Here is an 18,334-nt window from a genome sequence, read left to right as displayed (position 1 = left end):
ATGCCGACCTCCACGCTGCACAACGTCCGCTTTGCCGGCATGGCGACCTGCGTGCCGAAGCGGGTGGTGTCCAATCTCACCGACTGCCGGCCGCAGATCCGCTCCGAACGCGAGCGCCTGGTGCGCAACATCGGCATCGAGACACGCCGCATGGCCTCGGATTGGCAGTGCTTTTCCGACCTGGCCTTCGATGCGACCGAAGTGCTGCTGGAGCGTCTGCAGTGGAAGCGTGAGGAAATCGATGCATTGATCGTGGTGACCCAATCGCCGGATTACCCGATCCCGGCCACCGCGATCATCCTGCAGGACCGACTGGGGCTATCGCATGCCACGGTCGCCTTCGACGTCAACCTGGGCTGCTCGGCCTACCCGTTCGGCATCAACCTGCTCGGCTCGATGATCGCCGCCGGCGGCGTCAAGAAAGGCTTGCTGCTGGTCGGCGACCGCAGCGCCAATCTGGAAGACCCGATCTTCTCCGATTCCGGCACCGCCACGGCGCTGGAATTCAGCGCCGACGCGCCGCCGATGTATTTCGACCTCAACAGCGATGGCAGCGGCTACAAAGCCATCATCCTGCCGGTGGGTGGTCAACGCGAGCCTGTCGCCATTCAGCACCTGCTGCCATATCGTGAAAACGAGAAGGATCGCTGGCACCGGGCCACCGATCTGCAGCTCGATGGCACCGCCGTGCTCAGCTTCTCGACCCAGCGCGTTCCCCCCGCAGTCGAAAAATTGATCGCGTATGCCGGTGTAAGCAAGGATGACATCGATTATTTCGTGTTCCACCAGGCCAACCGGATGATCAACGAGACCATTCGCAAGAAGCTCGGCCTTGCGATCGAAAAGGTGCCGTCCACCCTGCGCGACTTCGGCAACACCAGCGGCGCATCGCTGCCGCTGACCATGACCGCACGGATCAACAAGGAACTGGAATCTGGCCCCAAGCGTGTCCTTCTTTCAGGCTTCGGGATCGGGTTGTCTTGGGGTACCTGTCTGGTTGATATCGAAGGCGCGGTGTTTCCCGCGTTGATCGAGTCGTGAATATCTCCCTCGATCCCAACGACCCGTTCTCGTTGCAGGGCAAACGCATCCTGGTCACCGGCGCATCATCAGGCATCGGACGACAGATCGCGCTGAGCTGCGCGCAGATCGGCGCACAACTGGTCATCAGCGGCCGCGACGAAGGCCGCCTGGCCGAGACCTTCGCCGCACTTGAAGGCACCGGGCATGAGCAGGTAATCGCCAATCTGGACAAGCAGGAGGACATCGACCATCTGGTGGCTTCGGTCGGCGCCCTGGATGGCGTCGCACACGCGGCCGGCATCGCCCGGCTAGCACCATTCCGGATGATCAACCGCGCGCAACTGGACGAAACCTTCGCCAGTAATGTCTATGCACCGCTGCTACTGACGCGCGGCCTGCTGGCGAAAAAGCGCATCAACGCCAAAGGTTCGATCCTATTCATCTCGGCGGTGGGCTCGCACATCGGTCCTGTGGCCACTGCCGCCTACTCCGCCAGCAAGTCAGCCCTGCTCGGCGCAATGCGCACTCTGGCACTGGAAGTGGCCAAGCACGGTATCCGCGCCAACTGCATCGTGCCCGGCTACGTGCGCACGCCAATGCTTGAAGGCCTCAACAAGAGCGGCGGGAACATCGACGAGCACGCCAAACTGACCCCGCTGGGACTGGGTGAACCGGAAGACGTGGCTTATGCGGCGGTGTTTTATCTGTCCGACGCAAGTCGCTGGGTCACCCGCAACTACTTCGTCGTAGATGGTGGCCTGACCGTGCCGATGGACATCTACGCATGAGCAATCCGACTCGCAAAGCCTTTTCCCTAACTGGCAAGACAATCCTGGTCACCGGCGCATCGTCCGGCCTTGGCCAGGAAATCGCGCTGACCTGCGCACGGCGTGGCGCACGCTTGGTCATCAGCGGTCGCGATCCCGAGCGTCTCCAGCAAACCCATGCGCAACTGGCCGGCGATGGGCATGTGCAGGTGCAGGCCGACCTGACTGTTTCGCAGGACCGGGAGCGCCTGGTGCAAGCCAGCCAGCGCATCGACGGCGTCGTGCACTGCTTCGGCGGGCAGATGCTGTCGCCGATCCGCCAACTGAAGGAAGAACTGATGACGCGCATGTACCAGGTGCATTTCCTGGCACCGGTCATGCTGACGCAGCGTCTGCTGCAAGCCAATGCCATTAACACGCAAGGCTCCATCGTGTTCATGCTGTCCACCTCCGCGCATATTGGTACACGCGGCGTGGGGCCGTACTCGGCAATGAAGTCCGCCCTGCTGGGCATTATCCGGTGCTTGGCTTTGGAACAGGCGAAGCACCGCGTGAGAGTCAACGGGATTTCGCCATCGGCCGTACCCACTCCGCGCCTCTGGGGCGAGGACAACGGGCTCAATGAACTGCTGAACCAACAACGCGCGCGCCATCCACTGGGTCTAGGCACACCGCAAGATGTCGCCAACGCTGCGGTCTACCTGCTGTCCGACGCCAGCCGCTGGGTCACCGGCACCAGTCTGGTCATGGACGGCGGGGCGGTGCTCTGATGGAACGCGCACTCATTATCGGCGCCGGCGGCTGGGGCCGCGAAGTCCTGGAGCAAATGCGTAACGATGCCGGGCATGGCAAGGACTGGCTGATCGGCGGGTTCCTGGACAGCCGCGCCGATATCCTAGATCGCTACGGGGTCGATACACCGATCATCGGCGATCCGATGAGCTATCTGCCCCAGCCTGACGATGTATTCGTCTGTGCGATGGGAAACCCCTACGACCGCCACCGCTATGCTCTGCCGATCCTCGAAAAGGGCGGGCGGTTCATTCCAATCTGCACCGACGTCCGTCTGGGCAGGCGGGTGCATTTCGGCCAGGGCTGCTTCTTTGGTCTGATGGTCCATTCCGGGCCGGACGTGCGCATGGGCGACTTTGTCACCATCCATGCCCAAAGCATGCTCGGGCACGACGTACGCATCGGTGACTACGTGCACGTTGGCGCAATGACGTTCATGGGCGGTGGCGTGCAGATCGGCGACTTCGTCACCGTGCACCCACGCGCTACCCTGATGCCAGGCGTCAAGGTCGGTGACGGCGCGGTCATCGGAGCCGGTGCGGTGGTCCTGAAGGACGTACCGGCCGGCGCCACGGTGTTCGGCAATCCGGCCAAAATTGTTTTCCACAAAAACATTCCAACAGACTGATCCATGCGCTCCCGGATGCACCCCAAGTATTACCTGTCGCAGGAAATCTTCGAGCGCGAGCAGCGCAAGATCTTCCGTCGGGTGTGGTTATTTGCAGGGCTCAAGACACTGCTGCGGGAAAACAACTGCTTCATCACCCGCAAGATCGCGGGCATTCCCCTGGTGATCCAGAACTTCCACGGCCAAATCCGTGCGTTCGAGAACGTCTGCCTTCACCGCAGTGCACTGATTCAAACCGGTGCTATCGGTTGCCGGCCTTTGGTGTGCCCCTACCACGCCTGGAGTTACGACGAACAAGGCCGGGTAAAGAACATCCCGGACTGCGATGCGATCTATCGCCTGGACACTAGTGAAAGGGACAACCTGAAGCTGCGCGAATTCTCACTGCGCGCCATCGGCAACCTGCTGTTCGTCAACCTCGACCCCAACCCGATGCCCATCGAGGAGCAGTTTTCGGCAGACTTCATCGCCTTGCTGGAAAGTAGTTCCAACGCATATGACACCGAGGTCATGGTGACCACATGGCATGGCCGGTACAACTGGAAGCTGGCCTACGAGAATCTGCGAGACGCCAACCACCCGCGCTTTGTCCACCCCAAAACACTGGCCAAGAGTGTCAGCTTCACTCCCCAGGTAAACGAGGAACAAGCCAGGCAGTCCATGGAAGCCTTGCAGGGCACATCGCCCGCAGCCTTGCGGCGCGAGATGCGCCGCTTCAGTTTCGGCGGCCCGGAAGCCCCCATCCCCAACTTTCAGCATTTCGGCTGGCACGACAAAGTGGAGCGCTGGGGCAAGCAGGATGCCTACTTCAACTGGCTTGCCTTCCCGAACATGCATATCGCCAGTTCCAACGGTGGCTATTCCTTCACGCTGGAACACCATATCCCCGTCGCCCCGGACCGGACCGACCTGGAAATCTATTGGTTTAGCGCACGCAAGAAACAGCCTTACGGTTCTTCCAGCCAAGTGCTGCTTGCGCAGATGCACGGCAGCAAGGTGGTAGTGGGCGAAGACGTGGACATCATGGAGCGGGTGCAGTCCGCATTGCACACCGACGCGCCGCTGCCTACCCAGGGAGCCTATGAATCCATGAATCGCCTGGTCGAACGTTGGTACACGCTGCTGATGGAGACCGAGCATGATATCTAGGTGGATCATCGGCAGCAGCGAATACCTCGATCTGGCCTTTCATGCCTGGAAACACGCGCGTCCGGACGAGATGGTCATCAGGATCGATGTACCACAGGACTCGGAACACGAATTCGATCTGGGCGTGCTGGATGGACTGAATCCGACCGACGGGGCCATGTTCGTGGCTTTCGACGAACGCTTCGGCAATTTCAAGCGCGCGGAGCTGATGCAGCTGGCGATGGCACGCGGTTTTAGCTTGGAGCCCTTCGTCAGCACGTCGGCCGTAGTCGCTGCCGATGCGGTGATCGGCCGCAACTGCTTCATCGGCGACGGCGTGGTGGTCGGCGCAGGCAGCCGTATCGACTACAACACCGTGCTGCAGAGCGGGGTCAAGATTGGGGCTGGCGTGCATCTGCGCCCCTCGTGTTGGTGCGACATCGGCGTCAGCATCGGCCAGGGCACGGAGATCGGCGCGCACGCCATCCTGCGAATGGGGGCAGTGGTCGCCCCCGGCGTTCGGATCGGGCGCCATTGCGAACTGGGCTGGCCACGACTATATAACCGGGACGTGCCCAGCCGCACGGTGTACGACACTCGCTATGACGAGCCCATCCTGGTCTACGGATAGTGACGAACAGTAATGGAGGAGCCGGGTCGCACGGCCGTCGCACAATGAAAACCAACTACATATTTCTCTCCGGCATGGCGAAATGCGGAACTACGTCCCTGGCCGGTTGGCTGACCAGAAACGGGATCGCAAAGTATCTGGTCGAGGACATCAAGGAGCCGCATAGCTACCTGATTCCCGGTACGCAGCCGCAACTGCCCGCACCCGCACAACTACCTTGGCTGGATGCCAGCTCGGGCTACGCCCTCAGCCCTTATGCGATCTCGCGGCTGCCCGAACATGGCACCCGGATCGTGCTATGCCTGCGCAATCCGTTCGAGCGGACCTGGAGCTCCTACCGCATGAATAAGATCAACGCCCTCCAGGGCAGCGAAGCGCTGGCGCTTTCCGATAGTTACCTGACGATCTCCGGAACCACCACTTCCCGAGATGGGACGCGACTGCCAAAGATCACCGCCTCCACTTCCTACCAGGAACAGAAGGACCTTCACATACGTATGTTTTCTCGGGTCTCCTCTGGTTACATCGAGCATCATTTCGATGCAGAGATCGATAGACTCCGAAAAGGAGACTTTGCAGGCCGGCTGGATTACGAAACAGCGTTCCTGATGACTCGCCGGAGCTTCCCCTTCATGTCTATCCTGGTGGCGAGTTTCTACTACACCTGCATTAGGAGCTTCCTTGAGCGCTACCGCCCGGAGGACCTGATCCTGGTTTCACTCGACAAGCTGAAAGAGGAAGCAAACCGCGTGAAGTTCCTGTCGAGGCTGATCGGCGAGGTACCTGAGACGAATGATGTAAAGTTTGGCTTCTCCAGCCGCGACTTGCCTTTCGATGAGCAGAAGCCCGACTTCGACGCACCAAAGTTAGACTCGCTGCGGACAGCGTTGTCCTACGATTTACAGCAGTATTCAGACCTACTCGCCGCACGCGGTGTCGCTACCGACCTGCTGGACTGGGACGACCTCCGTCGGCACTTGCGCTGAGCGCGCTCGGTTGCTTTTGCCGATGCCGCGCCAATTCCCCTTAAAATGGTCAGCATCCTCGTGACCGCCTACAAATTTCCTTACATCAAGCGGGCTGGACAGCGTGCTCACCGGACTTGGACTGCATCGGAAATGATCGTTTGCGACGACAGCGCGCATGTGCTGATCTAAGCAAGCGAAACAAGCAAACGCCACGAAACGCTGCTGATCGGCAAACTTCATCAGCAGCTGCATTCAGGCGTCCTCGTTGGCCTGATAAGGCCCGGCGGCGCGCATCATAAAAGTTGACACAGAGCGCTAGATGCAGACCCAACGACTCAAACCGATGAGCTCATTGAGCAGCTCGCACGCCTTGGTAATTTTTCTGCTTGCGCCGAGCTCTAATCCAGGCACGATCCGTCTTGCAGAGACTACAGCGGCCATGAAAGCGTCATTTCCAACCCGTGGCTGCGGACAGGACCGACCTTGAAATCTGTTAGTTCGCCACGCGCAGGAAAAAACTGCGTGCAAACACCGTCATCCTTGCCGGCGCGCACCCGGGGCCGGCATGCCGTATCAAATCCTCCTGCTAGATATAGCATGGCGTACAAATCGGCAAAGGCGTCGAAATCTGCGGCAAGAGCATGCTGAGCACAGGCGCCATCGTGCGCGGGGCGTCAAGGTGGGACGAAGCTGCGAACTTGGCTAGCCGCGTATCTACCGCGAGGACGTGCCTGCCAAGACCTATTTCGACGCCCGCTACGACGCTCCCATTCATACCTACGAGAAATGACGTTCATGAACGCAAGAAATGAGCAGCTTCGCCAACGGATTCTCCGTATTGCGGAGCAGGAGCGCCCTGCGCTGGAGGATGTCATTGCTCGCCTGCCCGCGATTGCCAACCGTCCTGTCTTCCTCGTCGCTCCCGAGTCCTATGCAGGCATGGTGCATGCTCCCAGGGTCGTTGCCCACCTGCGCAATGTTATTGCTGCAATTGATGACCAAAGCATCCACCAGGACCGCATTCACGGCGCGCCGCGCTGGAGCAGTCAGGAGTTTCTTGCCAAGGCGGGGCAGTATGCCGATGCGATCGCTATCGATTTCTCCTGCAGCCCGCGCGGACGGGCGTTTGCAAATGACCTGTGCACCAGCACGGGTATTGAGCAACTGAGCGTTGCGCCTTCCCTGGATCCGCTGATCCCACACTTCGAGCAGCGCCCCCTCTTTCTGCTCCATCCACGCTCGGGAATTGGCAACATTTATGGCTCAAAGATCGTCCAGCACGCCAGCCATGTAATCGCCGCCGTTGATGACCAGCCAAGCGACAGCGACACCGTTCATGGGGTGACGCGCTGGAGTTCTCGCCAGTTCATCGAACAAGCGGCCCAGTATCCCCAGGCATTGGCCATCGACTTTTCTTATAGCCCGGGAGAATCGGGCTTGGCCCGCGAGCTCTGCGAGCAAGCAGGCATTGAAAGGGTAAATGCCTGCCTGGCCGTTGCCCACTGTGGGCTGGTCGCCGTATACGAGCCTGCTCAGGTATACCGTCAGCGGACGCTTCTACGCCTGGAAGAATTTCTGCGTTTTGCGGATCGACTGGACGACGAGTTCAGCGTTTTTACGCTTTACAGCAACCTGTTGTTCCGCCTGACCTACGATTCCAGCCTCCTGCTGGACTGCTGGGCGACGCCGATCAACGAGTACTTTTCAGAATACGCCGATACCAGCACATTCCAGTTGGGCAAGCGTGAACACTTTTGCGATGGCGGTGCCTTCCAAGGTCCCATCGTCCACAAGTTTCTAGAAGCATCCCGCCATCGCTACGAGAGCATCACCGCCTTCGAACCCGACAATATCAACTTCCAGAAATTGGAGGGCGTCGCGAGTGCCCTTCCCCTTCCCCCGCACAATTTCAGGGCCATCAAAAAAGCGATCTCCAACGAACAGACGACGCTGCGCTTCGAGGAGACCGGCACCGTTTCCAGCCATGTGTCGCCGGATGGCGGAATCTCCGTTGCTACTACTCGTCTTGACGATGAATTGGAAAAGCTGACGTTACTGAAGTTGGACATCGAAGGGTTCGAAGCCAGGGCACTCGAAGGCGCATCTCACCTCATCCGCACCCAGCGTCCCCGCATGGCCATCTGTGTGTACCACTACGCCCAGGATTTACTGGATATCGTGGAACAACTGGACAAGTTGGTGGATGGCTATCACTTCCGTCTACGCCAGCACTCTCCCGGCCACTACTACGACCTCGTTTTGTATGCATCGCCAGTCGCTGGTGCCGCACCGCCGCCCTGGGCGGAGTAAGCCCAGGAAACTTCGCGGCTTGGATAGGTAGAGCGATGATTGACGCCCGCAAATTTTTTTTTCAACCATCCCCTTCCTGAATCCATGGAGATATAGAACTTCCTGAAAAGCATAGGACCTGCTCATGCTGTCGGACACCTACCAGTTAGTCTACGCCATCATCGACTTGCGAGAGAATGGCAAAGGGCACTCGATTAATGTCATAAGCCGGACTGTGGACACAGCGAAAACTCGACTTGTCAGCTTACACTCCACTGGGTAGTGTCATGGTTCGGTGTGCGCGTCGTGCGTCGAAACGTCCTGTAGATCTCGACGGATATCATCCTATCGGCGCATCTCAGCAGTATTCTGAAACGAGGAAACCACCATGGAAATCTCGGGCAAGACAACGATTGTTCCGGTAGGAACTCAATTCGCGAATGTCGGCGTTGCAGCCAACGTTGTCACGCAAATTGTGTCTCCTGCCACCAACCAGTACGGCCTGGTGATTCGCACATGTAGTCTGAGCGGCGCTTCATCCGCAATAGGCCTTGCCGTCTACGCAGATACTTCGGCACCTTCAGGATATGGGGACGGAACCAAGAGGGTAATATTTCTCGGCGTTGCCCCTCCCTCAGACCACTTCCCCTACCAGGTCTACCTCCCCCCGGGCTATGGCGTTTGGCTGGTAACGAACGGAAACGGCAGTATCAACATAACCTATGACGTTCTGGATAGACTGCCCACCGGCCTTTGACTGTTCACCGGTCCAGATCTCGCGTGCACTGCGCTCTCGATGCGTTCACCGTTGACATGCAGGATAGCCGGATCACAGCAATCGTAATCCTGCAACCTTGTCTAGGCATCGCCACTCACCGGTCGAGGGTCTTTTCATCATTGCCCGTAGCCAAGCGCGTTGCCTGCTTCAGGAGCCAGGACGGAAATGGTCGCCGACGCGCAGCACGGTAGCAGCGCAGCCATTCCTCCCGATAGCGACGTGTCATGCTTCGAGCGGCATGCATATTGCATCGGTTCGGCCAATCCGATGCTCGCTGCCTTCCGCGTGATCGGACCAATTCGCGTTGGCACTGCATCCAGCATCGGATAATTCGTGAATGATCAACTCGAACCACCACCCGTGAGCTCTCCTGCCCTGGTCAGCATCGTCATGCCGACCTACAAGCCACGCTATTTCGCGCAGGCGCTGGACAGCGTGCTGGCGCAGACTTACACGGCGCTGGAGCTGGTGATCTGCGACGACAACGCCGATGGCGCCATCGAGGCCGTGCTGGCGTCGAAGCTGGCTGACGCCCCATTTCCGATCCGCTACCACCGCAATACCCCCCGCCTCGGCGAACTCGGCAGCACGGTCAAGGGGATCGGCCTGGCGCAGGGCGAGTACGTCAAGTTCCTGCACGACGACGACGTGCTGCAGCCGGACTGCGTCGCGCAGCTGGTGGGCGCAATGGAGCGCAACCCCGGCACCGCGCTGGCGTCCTCGCGCCGGCTGCGGATCGACGACGACGGTGCGCCGTTGCCGGACATCCTGGCCACCAGCTTCCCGTTTGCCGAGGATGTGCTGATCCACGGGCCGGAGCTGGTGTCGTTCCTGGCCGACCACGCCATCAACTTCATCGGCGAGCCGAGTTGCGTGCTTGCACGGCGCGCCGACCTGGTGGCGCTGGGTGGCGAGCTGATGATGTTGAACGGCAAGGCCATCCACTGGGTTGGCGACCTGGCGATCTACGTCAAGTTGCTGCGTCACGGCAACCTGGCCTTTCTGTCCAGCCCGCTCACGCAGTTCCGCGTGTCCAGCGCGCAGTTCAGTCAGGCCGGCCGCGATCAGCCCGGTATCGGCGATCAAGGTCACGACGACCTGCGCCAGGGCATCCGCCAACTCGGCTGGCGGCGCGAGGGCGGCGACAACCGCCAGGTGCGTGTCGCCCCGCTTAGCCCGCACAAGGCGCGGGTGTTCAAGTCGGTGGATCTGGTCAACGCCTTGATGCAGAGCGCAGGAATGGCCGAGCGCGTGTCGCCGGCCACCTGGTTGGGGGTGCGTCATCCCAGCACCGTGCAGCGCGCCTTGATCGATGCACGTTTGCAGGCGCATGCGGGCGGCCCGCGGATCGCAGTGATGGTGGTCGACAGCGACGGCGATGCGGCAGCGGTGGCCGCAACCCAGGCCAGCCTGGCGGCGGTGGCGTGTTACCGGAACCAGCAGACCTGGGTGATCAGCAGCTCGCCGGAGCAAGTTGCCAACCACGGCGAGCGCGGCGTGTTGATCGGCCCGCAAGGCCTGGCAGCGACACTCAACCAAGCCATCGCCGCACAGCAGTCCATCGACTGGGTACTGCTGGTCCAGGCCGGCAGCCTGTTCACCGCCAGCGGTCTGCTGATGCTGGCGCTGGAGATGCTCGCGCTGCCGGACGCGTGTCAGGCCGTCTACGCCGACGAAGTGGTCGCACTGGACGGCGGTCAGCTGGGGCTGGCGATGCGGCCGGCGCTGTATCTGGACATGTTGCTCAGTTCACCGTCGACGATGTCGCGGCATTGGCTATTCCGGCACCGCACGTTGCTGGCCGATGGCGGCTTTGCAACAGAAACGAGCGACGCCTTCGAACTGGATTACCAGCTTGGGCTGGTCGAGCGTTATGGCCTGGCCTGCATCCAGCACATCGCCGAACCCTTGCTGGTGGCATCGGCCACCACGCGGCATGGCGACGAAGACGAGCAGCGCGCCATCAGCCGCCATCTTGCCGCGCGCGGGTACGTGGACGCGGTGGTGAGCAGCAACGGCCCCGGCCGGCACACGGTGGACTACCGTCATGCACAGCAACCATTGATCAGCATTCTGGTGCTGGTGGATGGACGCCTGGCGCAGGTGCAGCGCTGCCTGGAAAGCGTGCTCGCCAACACCGGCTACCCGCACTATGAGCTGCTGTTGCTGGATCGCGGCGACAGCGCCGAGCCGGGGTTGCGCGACTGGCTGGCGAGCATCGACAACCTCGGCCTGCAGCAGATCCGCGTGCTGCGCTTCGACGGTGAGCCCTCGCGCGAGGCGGCCTGCAATGCGGCGGCCGAGCAGGCACGTGGGGAGGTGTTGCTGTGGTTGGCGGCCGGCGCCGCAGCGATCAAGGCCGATTGGCTGGCGCAGCTGCTCAACCACGCGCTGCGCCCGGAGGTCGGCGCGGTCGCCGGCAAGCTGCTGCGCGGCGACGGCACCGTGCATCACGCCGGTCTGCTGCTAGGCCTGGGGGCACCAGCGGCGCGCGCCTTCGCAGGTGCGGCGTTCGACGAATCGGGTTATCTGCAGCGCCTGCAATTGGATCAGAACTACAGCGCGCTCAGTGGCGAATGCCTGATGCTGCCGCGCCAGCTGTTCCTGGACGCCGGCGGCTTTGCGCAGGAACCGGCATTGACGCAATGGAGCGATGTCGATCTATGTCTGCGCCTGCAGCAGGCCGGCTATCTCAATGTCTACGCCGCGCGCGCGCAGCTGTTGATCGACCCGCCTGACGCGCCACCCGCCACTGCACTCGACGAAGAAGCGATGTATGCGCGTTGGCTGCCGGTGATGGCCAACGACCCGGCCTACAACCCGGGCTTCTCGCTGGATCCCGGCGCCGGCTTCCAGCTGGCCGACCCGCGCGCCAGTTGGCGGCCGCTGCAGTCGTGGCGACCGCTGCCGACGATGATCGCCCTGCCCGCCGATATCGAAGGCTGCGGCCACTACCGGGTAATCCAGCCGCTACGCGCCCTGCGCGAAGCCGGCATGGTCGAAGGCGTGCTGTTCAACGGCTATCTGGAGATCAGCGAGCTGGCGCGCCAGGATCCCGACGTGGTGATCCTGCAACGCCAGGTCGGCGAGCCACGACTGGAAGCGATGCGGCGGATGCAGGCGCTGTCGCGTGCGTTCAAGGTCTACGAGCTGGACGACTACCTGCCCAACCTGCCGCTGAAGAACGCGCATCGCGAGCACATGCCCAAGGACATCCTCAAGACCGTGCGGCGCGGGCTGGGCATGGTGGACCGCTTCGTGGTGTCCACCCCTGCCCTGGCCGAGGCGTTCGCCGGATTGCATGGCGATATCCGCGTGGCCGAAAACCGCCTGCCGCCGCATTGGTGGGAGCACCTGCCCGCAAGCAGCGAACGCAAGCAGCGCCAGGGCAGCAAGCCGCGCATCGGCTGGGCCGGCGGCGTCAGTCACACCGGCGACCTCGAACTGATCGCCGATGTGGTGCGCGAGCTGGCCGACGAGGTCGAATGGGTGTTCATGGGGATGTACCCGTTCGCGTTGCGCCAGCACATCCATCAGTTCCAGCCTGGCGTGCCGATTGATCATTACCCGGCCGCCCTGGCGGCGCTGGATCTGGACCTGGCGCTGGCGCCGGTGGAACAGAACCTTTTCAACGAGTGCAAGAGCAATCTGCGCCTGCTCGAATACGGCGCCTGCGGCTACCCGGTGATCGCCAGCGATGTGCGCTGCTACCAGGGCAACCTGCCGGTGACCCTGGTGAAAAACCGCTACCGCGACTGGATCGGCGCGATCCGCGAGCATCTGGCCGACCCGGCCGCTTCAGCGGCAAAGGGCGCGGCCTTGCGTGACGTGGTGCGCCGCGACTGGATGCTGACCGGAAGCAATCTTGATCGCTGGCGTAAGGCGTGGTTGCCGGATTAGTGGATCGAGGCCGCGGGTGCATGCACCACCGTCTCGCTTGGTCCTTGTCCGCCCACCGTCGCGGGACCTTACGCGGCAGGGATGCCGCGTAAGCGCCTACACGGACGTACTTGCGGCGTGTCCTGCGAGGGTGGGCGGGCAAGGGCCCTGCAGCCAAGCCGCAGATCCGACGCTCTGCACCCAATACTCCTGGGCCATCGCCCAACGCCAGACCCATCCGCGGCTGACTTAAAGCCCCTCCCCGCCCCCGGCGCCGGAATCCCGGCGCGGTTTCGGCACGCCGCTTGCATTGGTGTGGATGCCTCCCTGGCTGACCGCACCCATGAGCGACTCCGTTACCTCCATCCTCTCGCAGATCCGCAGCTACCAGACGCAGATGGGCCAAGGCCCGATGGGCGCGGTGGGCGATGCGGCGCGCGGCAATCAGATCCAGGGGCTGGCCGGCACACAGGGAACACCGGCCACCCAGGCACCGAGCTTCAGCGAGACCTTGCGCGGCGCCATCGGCGGCGTCAACGAGGCCCAGCAGAAGTCCGGCGCGCTGGCCAAGGCCTTTGAAATGGGCGACCCCAGTGCCGATCTGGCACGGGTCATGGTCGCCTCCCAGCAGTCCCAGGTGGCCTTCCGCGCCACCGTGGAAGTCCGCAACCGTCTCGTCCAGGCTTACCAGGACGTCATGAACATGCCGCTGTAAGGGTTGACGACACATGGCTCTCGCGATCACCAAAGAAAACATGAACCAGAACGCCGAAAAGGCGGGGCAATGGTTCGACCGTGTCCGCAGCCTGCAGATCACCCGCAAGCTGACCATGATGGCGATGATCGCCGTGGCGGTGGCGGCCGGTCTGGCAGTGTTCTTCTGGTCGCAGAAGCCCGGTTACCAGTCGCTGTACACCGGCCTGGACGACAAGGGCAATGCCGAAGCGGCCGACCTGCTGCGCACCGCGCAGATCCCGTTCAAGATCGACCAGGACACCGGCGCCATCTCGGTGCCGCAGGACCGTCTGTACGATGCCCGCCTGAAGCTGGCCGGCTCCGGCCTGACCGGCAAGGAAACCGGCGGCGGCTTCGAGCTGATGGAAAAGGACCCCGGCTTCGGCGTCAGCCAGTTCGTCGAAAACGCCCGCTACCAGCACGCACTGGAAACCGAGCTGTCGCGCACCATCGGCACCCTGCGCCCGGTGCGCGAGGCGCGTGTGCATCTGGCCATCCCCAAGCCCAGCGCCTTCACCCGCCAGCGTGACGTGGCCAGCGCCTCGGTGGTGCTGGAGCTGCGCGGCGGCCAGGGCCTGGAGCGCAACCAGGTCGATGCCATCGTCAACCTGGTCGCCTCCAGCATCCCGGACATGACCCCCGAGCGCGTCACCGTGGTCGACCAGAGCGGCCGCATGCTCTCCATCGCCGACCCCAACAGCGACGCCGCCCAGCATGCCGCCCAGTTCGAACAGGTGCGTCGCCAGGAAAGCTCCTACAACCAGCGTATCCGCGAGCTGCTCGAGCCGATGACCGGCCCGGGCCGGGTCAACCCGGAAGTCAGCGTGGACATGGACTTCTCGGTGGTCGAGGAAGCCCGCGAGCTCTACAACGGCGAACCGGCCAAGCTGCGCAGCGAACAGGTCAGCGACACCAGCACCAGCGCCACCGGCCCGCAGGGCCCCCCGGGCGCCACCAGCAACAGCCCCGGCCAGCCGCCGGCGCCGGCCGCAAACGCCACTGCCGGCGCACCGGGCACCCCGGCCGCTGCCAATGGCCAGGCCGCCGCACCGGCCGCGCCGACCGAAAGTTCCAAGAGCGCCACCCGCAATTACGAATTGGACCGGACCTTGCAACACACCCGCCAGCCGGCCGGCCGCATCAAGCGGGTGTCGGTGGCGGTGCTGCTGGACAACGTCCCGCGCCCCGGTGCCAAGGGCAAGATGGTCGAGCAGCCGCTGACGGCCGCCGAGCTCACCCGCATCGAGGGCCTGGTCAAGCAGGCGGTGGGCTTCGACGCGGCCCGTGGCGACACGGTGTCGGTGATGAACGCCCCGTTCGTGCGCGAAGCGGTGGCCGGCGAGGAAGGCCCGAAGTGGTGGGAAGACCCGCGCGTGCAGAACGGTCTGCGCCTGCTGGTCGGTGCGGTGGTGGTGCTGGCGCTGCTGTTCGGCGTGGTGCGCCCCACCCTGCGCCAGCTCACCGGCGTGACCGCAATCAAGGAAAAGCAGGCCAAGGGCGGCAACGATGGCACTCCGCAGAGCGCCGACGTGCGGATGGTCGACGATGACGACCTGATGCCGCGCCTGGAAGAGGACACCGCCCAGCTCGGTCAGGACCGCAAGAACCCGATCGCGCTGCCGGACGCCTACGAAGAACGCATGCGTCTTGCACGCGAAGCAGTCAAAGCCGATTCAAAACGTGTCGCACAAGTCGTGAAGGGATGGGTCGCCAGTGAAGCCTGATACACCACCGATGACCGGCGTACAGCGCGCCGCCGTGCTGTTGCTGTCGCTTGGGGAAAGCGACGCCGCCGAAGTGCTCAAGCACATGGACCCCAAGGAGGTGCAGAAGATCGGCATCGCCATGGCCACGATGACCGGCATCTCGCGCGATCAGGTCGAGAAGGTGATGGACGACTTCAACGGCGAACTGGCCGGCAAGACCTCGCTGGGCGTGGGCGCCGACGACTACATCCGCAACGTGCTGATCCAGGCGCTGGGCGCCGACAAGGCCGGTGGCCTGATCGACCGCATCCTGCTCGGCCGCAACACCACCGGCCTGGACACCCTGAAGTGGATGGACCCGCGCGCGGTGGCCGACCTGGTGCGCAACGAGCACCCGCAGATCATCGCCATCGTCATGGCGCATCTGGACAGCGACCAGGCTGCAGAGGCCCTGAAGCTGCTGCCCGAGCGCACCCGCGCCGACGTGCTGCTGCGCATCGCCACCCTGGACGGCATCCCGCCCAATGCGCTGAGCGAGCTCAACGACATCATGGAGCGCCAGTTTTCCGGCAACCAGAACCTCAAGTCGTCCAATGTGGGTGGCATCAAGGTGGCCGCCAACATCCTCAACTTCCTCGACACCGGCGCCGACCAGGGCGTGCTGGGCGAGATCGGCAAGATCGACGCCGACCTGGCCGGCAAGATCCAGGACCTGATGTTCGTGTTCGACAACCTGGTGGACCTGGACGACCGCGGCCTGCAGACGCTGCTGCGCGAGGTCTCCGGCGAGCGCCTGGGCCTGGCCCTGCGCGGTGCCGACGTCAAGGTGCGCGAGAAGATCACCCGCAACATGTCCCAGCGCGCCGCCGAGATCCTGCTCGAGGACATGGAAGCGCGCGGCCCGGTGCGCCTGGCCGACGTGGAAGCGGCGCAGAAGGAAATCCTCACCATCGTTCGCCGCCTGGCTGACGAAGGCGCCATCAGCCTCGGCGGCGCCGGTGCGGAGGCGATGGTATGAACGACATCGTCACCCGCTGGCTGGCCCCCGACCTGCACCTGGAGCCGGCCCCGCCGGCGCCGGAGTACGACGAGCCGGCCGTGCTCGAGCCGGTGCTGCGTCCGCCGACCCTGGAAGAGATCCAGGCGATCGAAGACGCCGCCCAGCAGGAAGGCTTCGCCCGCGGCCATGCCGAAGGCTTTGCCCAGGGCCAGTCCGAAGTGCGCCGCCTGACCGCGCAGATCGACGGCATCCTGGACAACTTCACCCGCCCGCTGGCGCGGCTGGAGAACGAAGTGGTCGGCGCGCTCGGCGAGCTGGCCGTGCGCATCGCCGGCTCGCTGGTCGGGCGTGCCTACCAGGCCGACCCGCAGTTGCTGGCCGAGCTGGTGCAGGAGGCCATCGATGCGGTCGGTGGCGCCGGCCGCGAGGTGGAAGTGCGCCTGCATCCGGACGACATCACCGCGCTGCTGCCGCATCTGGCGCCCAGCAGCACCACCCGCGTGGCCCCGGACCTGAGCCTGAGCCGCGGCGACCTGCGCGTGCATGCCGAGAGCGTGCGCGTGGACGGCACCTTGGACGCGCGCCTGCGGGCCGCGCTGGAGACGGTCATGCGCAAATCCGGAGCGGGCCTGTGAGCGCCCTGCTGGGCGCCACCCCGGCCGACTGGCTGGACGCGCGCAACCTGCGCCTGGCCACCCGCCTGAGCGGGCTCGGGCTGGAACCGAGCGCCGGCCGCACCCTGATCCGCGAAGGCATCCTGCGCCGCGCAGTCGGCCTGACCCTGGAAGCCACCGGCTGCGAGGCACCGATGGGCGCCACCTGCAAGGTCGAAGTCGACGGCGGCTGGGTCGATGCCGAAGTGGTCGGCTTCGCCGGCGAACGCACCTACCTGATGCCCAGCGCCGAACTGCATGGCCTACTGCCGAACGCCCGCGTGGTGCCCTCGCGGCGCCGCGGCGGCGTGGAAGTGGGCGAAGGCCTGCTCGGCCGCGTCATCGACAGCGACGGTACCCCGCTCGACGGCAAGGGCCCGATCCGCGGCGAAGGCAGCGTCAGCATGGCCGGCGTGTCGATCAACCCGCTGGCGCGCGAGCCCATCACCACCTCGCTGGACGTGGGCGTGCGCGCCATCAACGCCATGCTGCCGATCGGCCGCGGCCAGCGTGTGGGCCTGTTCGCCGGCTCCGGCGTCGGTAAATCGACGCTGCTCGGCATGATGACCCGCTTCACCTCGGCCGACGTCATCGTGGTCGGGCTGATCGGCGAACGTGGCCGCGAAGTGCGCGACTTCGTCGAAACCACGCTGGGCGAGGAAGGCCTGCGTCGCGCCGTAGTGGTGGCCGCCCCGGCCGACCGGCCGCCGTTGGCGCGCCTGCATGGCGCCTACCGCGCCACCGCCATCGCCGAATGGTTCCGCGACCAGGGCCTGAACGTGTTGTTGCTGATGGATTCGCTGACCCGTTTCGCCCAGGCGCAGCGCGAGATCGGCCTGTCGGTCGGCGAGCCGCCGACCACCCGCGGCTACCCGCCGTCGGTGTTCGCCAAATTGCCGGCGCTGGTGGAACGCGCCGGCAACGGCGCCAAGGGGCGCGGCTCGATCACCGCCTTCTACACCGTGCTGACCGAGGGCGACGACCCGCAGGACCCGATCGCCGACGCCGCGCGCGCCATCCTGGACGGCCATATCCTGCTGTCGCGTCGGGTTGCCGACAGCGGCCTGTATCCGGCCATCGACCTGGAATCCTCGGTCAGCCGCGTGGTGCAGGACATCGCCGACGACACCTGGCGCCTGCGCATCCGCAAGCTCAAGCGGTTGCTGTCGGCCTACACCGCCAACCGCGACCTGATCGCCATCGGCGCCTACCAGCGCGGCAGCGACCCGGCCACCGACGAAGCCCTGGCGCGCTGGCCAGAGATCGTCGAATTCCTTGGCCAGGATGTGCACAAGGCGTCGGTTCTGAGCGACAGCCTGTCCGCGCTGCAGCAGCTGGTGGAACCGGAGAATTAATC

Annotated in this window: 15 protein-coding genes and 1 pseudogene; all 16 read left to right on the top strand. The window is 63.8% G+C overall.

Going from position 1 to position 18,334, the window contains the following annotated elements:
* The 16 genes and pseudogenes from ACCQ04_RS09720 (at position 1) to fliI (ending at position 18,332) form a co-directional block, all read left to right on the top strand.
* Complete coding sequence (locus tag ACCQ04_RS09720) at positions 1 to 1,041, top strand: ketoacyl-ACP synthase III (RefSeq protein WP_154831966.1); 1,041 nt, start codon at positions 1 to 3, stop codon at positions 1,039 to 1,041.
* Positions 1,038 to 1,811, top strand: coding sequence for an SDR family NAD(P)-dependent oxidoreductase (locus ACCQ04_RS09715; RefSeq protein ID WP_104590932.1), 774 nt, complete (start codon positions 1,038 to 1,040; stop codon positions 1,809 to 1,811). Before ACCQ04_RS09720 ends, ACCQ04_RS09715 begins: the two co-directional genes overlap by 4 nt.
* Positions 1,808 to 2,560, top strand: coding sequence for an SDR family NAD(P)-dependent oxidoreductase (locus tag ACCQ04_RS09710; RefSeq protein WP_154831965.1), 753 nt, complete (start codon positions 1,808 to 1,810; stop codon positions 2,558 to 2,560). Before ACCQ04_RS09715 ends, ACCQ04_RS09710 begins: the two co-directional genes overlap by 4 nt.
* The gene (locus tag ACCQ04_RS09705; protein ID WP_154831964.1) at positions 2,560 to 3,210 is read left to right on the top strand and encodes an acetyltransferase; all 651 of its coding nucleotides are present in this window, start codon (positions 2,560 to 2,562) and stop codon (positions 3,208 to 3,210) included. Before ACCQ04_RS09710 ends, ACCQ04_RS09705 begins: the two co-directional genes overlap by 1 nt.
* A gap of 3 nt (positions 3,211 to 3,213) precedes the next feature.
* Positions 3,214 to 4,359 carry an aromatic ring-hydroxylating oxygenase subunit alpha gene (locus tag ACCQ04_RS09700; protein ID WP_154831963.1) on the top strand — a complete coding sequence of 382 codons (1,146 nt, stop codon included), beginning with the start codon at positions 3,214 to 3,216 and terminating at the stop codon, positions 4,357 to 4,359.
* A complete protein-coding gene (locus ACCQ04_RS09695) occupies positions 4,349 to 4,969 on the top strand; it encodes an LbetaH domain-containing protein (protein ID WP_104590935.1) in 621 nt (206 codons plus the stop codon). The genes ACCQ04_RS09700 and ACCQ04_RS09695 overlap by 11 nt, the downstream gene beginning before the upstream one ends.
* A gap of 44 nt (positions 4,970 to 5,013) precedes the next feature.
* Complete coding sequence (locus ACCQ04_RS09690; protein WP_226427816.1) at positions 5,014 to 5,955, top strand: hypothetical protein; 942 nt, start codon at positions 5,014 to 5,016, stop codon at positions 5,953 to 5,955.
* A 506-nt stretch (positions 5,956 to 6,461) separates the two neighbouring features.
* Positions 6,462 to 6,727: pseudogene (locus tag ACCQ04_RS09685) on the top strand (UDP-3-O-(3-hydroxymyristoyl)glucosamine N-acyltransferase); the annotation flags it as partial.
* Positions 6,724 to 8,247 carry an FkbM family methyltransferase gene (locus ACCQ04_RS09680; protein ID WP_104590936.1) on the top strand — a complete coding sequence of 508 codons (1,524 nt, stop codon included), beginning with the start codon at positions 6,724 to 6,726 and terminating at the stop codon, positions 8,245 to 8,247. The pseudogene ACCQ04_RS09685 and the gene ACCQ04_RS09680, both read left to right, overlap by 4 nt.
* 367 nt (positions 8,248 to 8,614) lie before the next feature.
* Positions 8,615 to 8,983, top strand: coding sequence for a hypothetical protein (locus ACCQ04_RS09675; RefSeq protein ID WP_129111546.1), 369 nt, complete (start codon positions 8,615 to 8,617; stop codon positions 8,981 to 8,983).
* Positions 8,984 to 9,394: 411 nt separating this feature from the next.
* Positions 9,395 to 12,904 carry a glycosyltransferase gene (locus ACCQ04_RS09670; protein ID WP_372358779.1) on the top strand — a complete coding sequence of 1,170 codons (3,510 nt, stop codon included), beginning with the start codon at positions 9,395 to 9,397 and terminating at the stop codon, positions 12,902 to 12,904.
* Between the two features lie 322 nt (positions 12,905 to 13,226).
* On the top strand, positions 13,227 to 13,598 hold the full coding sequence (gene fliE / locus ACCQ04_RS09665; protein WP_006449786.1) for a flagellar hook-basal body complex protein FliE: 372 nt from the start codon (positions 13,227 to 13,229) through the stop codon (positions 13,596 to 13,598).
* 13 nt (positions 13,599 to 13,611) lie between these two features.
* A complete protein-coding gene (gene fliF, locus ACCQ04_RS09660) occupies positions 13,612 to 15,342 on the top strand; it encodes a flagellar basal-body MS-ring/collar protein FliF (RefSeq protein WP_016904679.1) in 1,731 nt (576 codons plus the stop codon).
* 10 nt (positions 15,343 to 15,352) lie between these two features.
* Positions 15,353 to 16,342 (top strand): flagellar motor switch protein FliG, encoded by a 990-nt coding sequence (gene fliG / locus ACCQ04_RS09655; protein ID WP_024939590.1) that lies wholly within the window; start codon positions 15,353 to 15,355, stop codon positions 16,340 to 16,342.
* Positions 16,339 to 16,959, top strand: a complete 621-nt coding sequence (locus tag ACCQ04_RS09650) for a FliH/SctL family protein (protein ID WP_024939589.1) — start codon at positions 16,339 to 16,341, stop codon at positions 16,957 to 16,959. The genes fliG and ACCQ04_RS09650 overlap by 4 nt, the downstream gene beginning before the upstream one ends.
* Entirely contained in the window at positions 16,956 to 18,332 is a 1,377-nt protein-coding gene (gene fliI, locus ACCQ04_RS09645) for a flagellar protein export ATPase FliI (RefSeq protein WP_046342558.1), read from the top strand. Before ACCQ04_RS09650 ends, fliI begins: the two co-directional genes overlap by 4 nt.
* The last annotated feature ends 2 nt before the right edge of the window (positions 18,333 to 18,334 follow it).

Source organism: Xanthomonas sp. NCPPB 2866 (assembly GCF_041475745.2).
Lineage (GTDB): Bacteria > Pseudomonadota > Gammaproteobacteria > Xanthomonadales > Xanthomonadaceae > Xanthomonas > Xanthomonas arboricola.
This window is presented reverse-complemented; position numbering and strand designations above follow the sequence as displayed.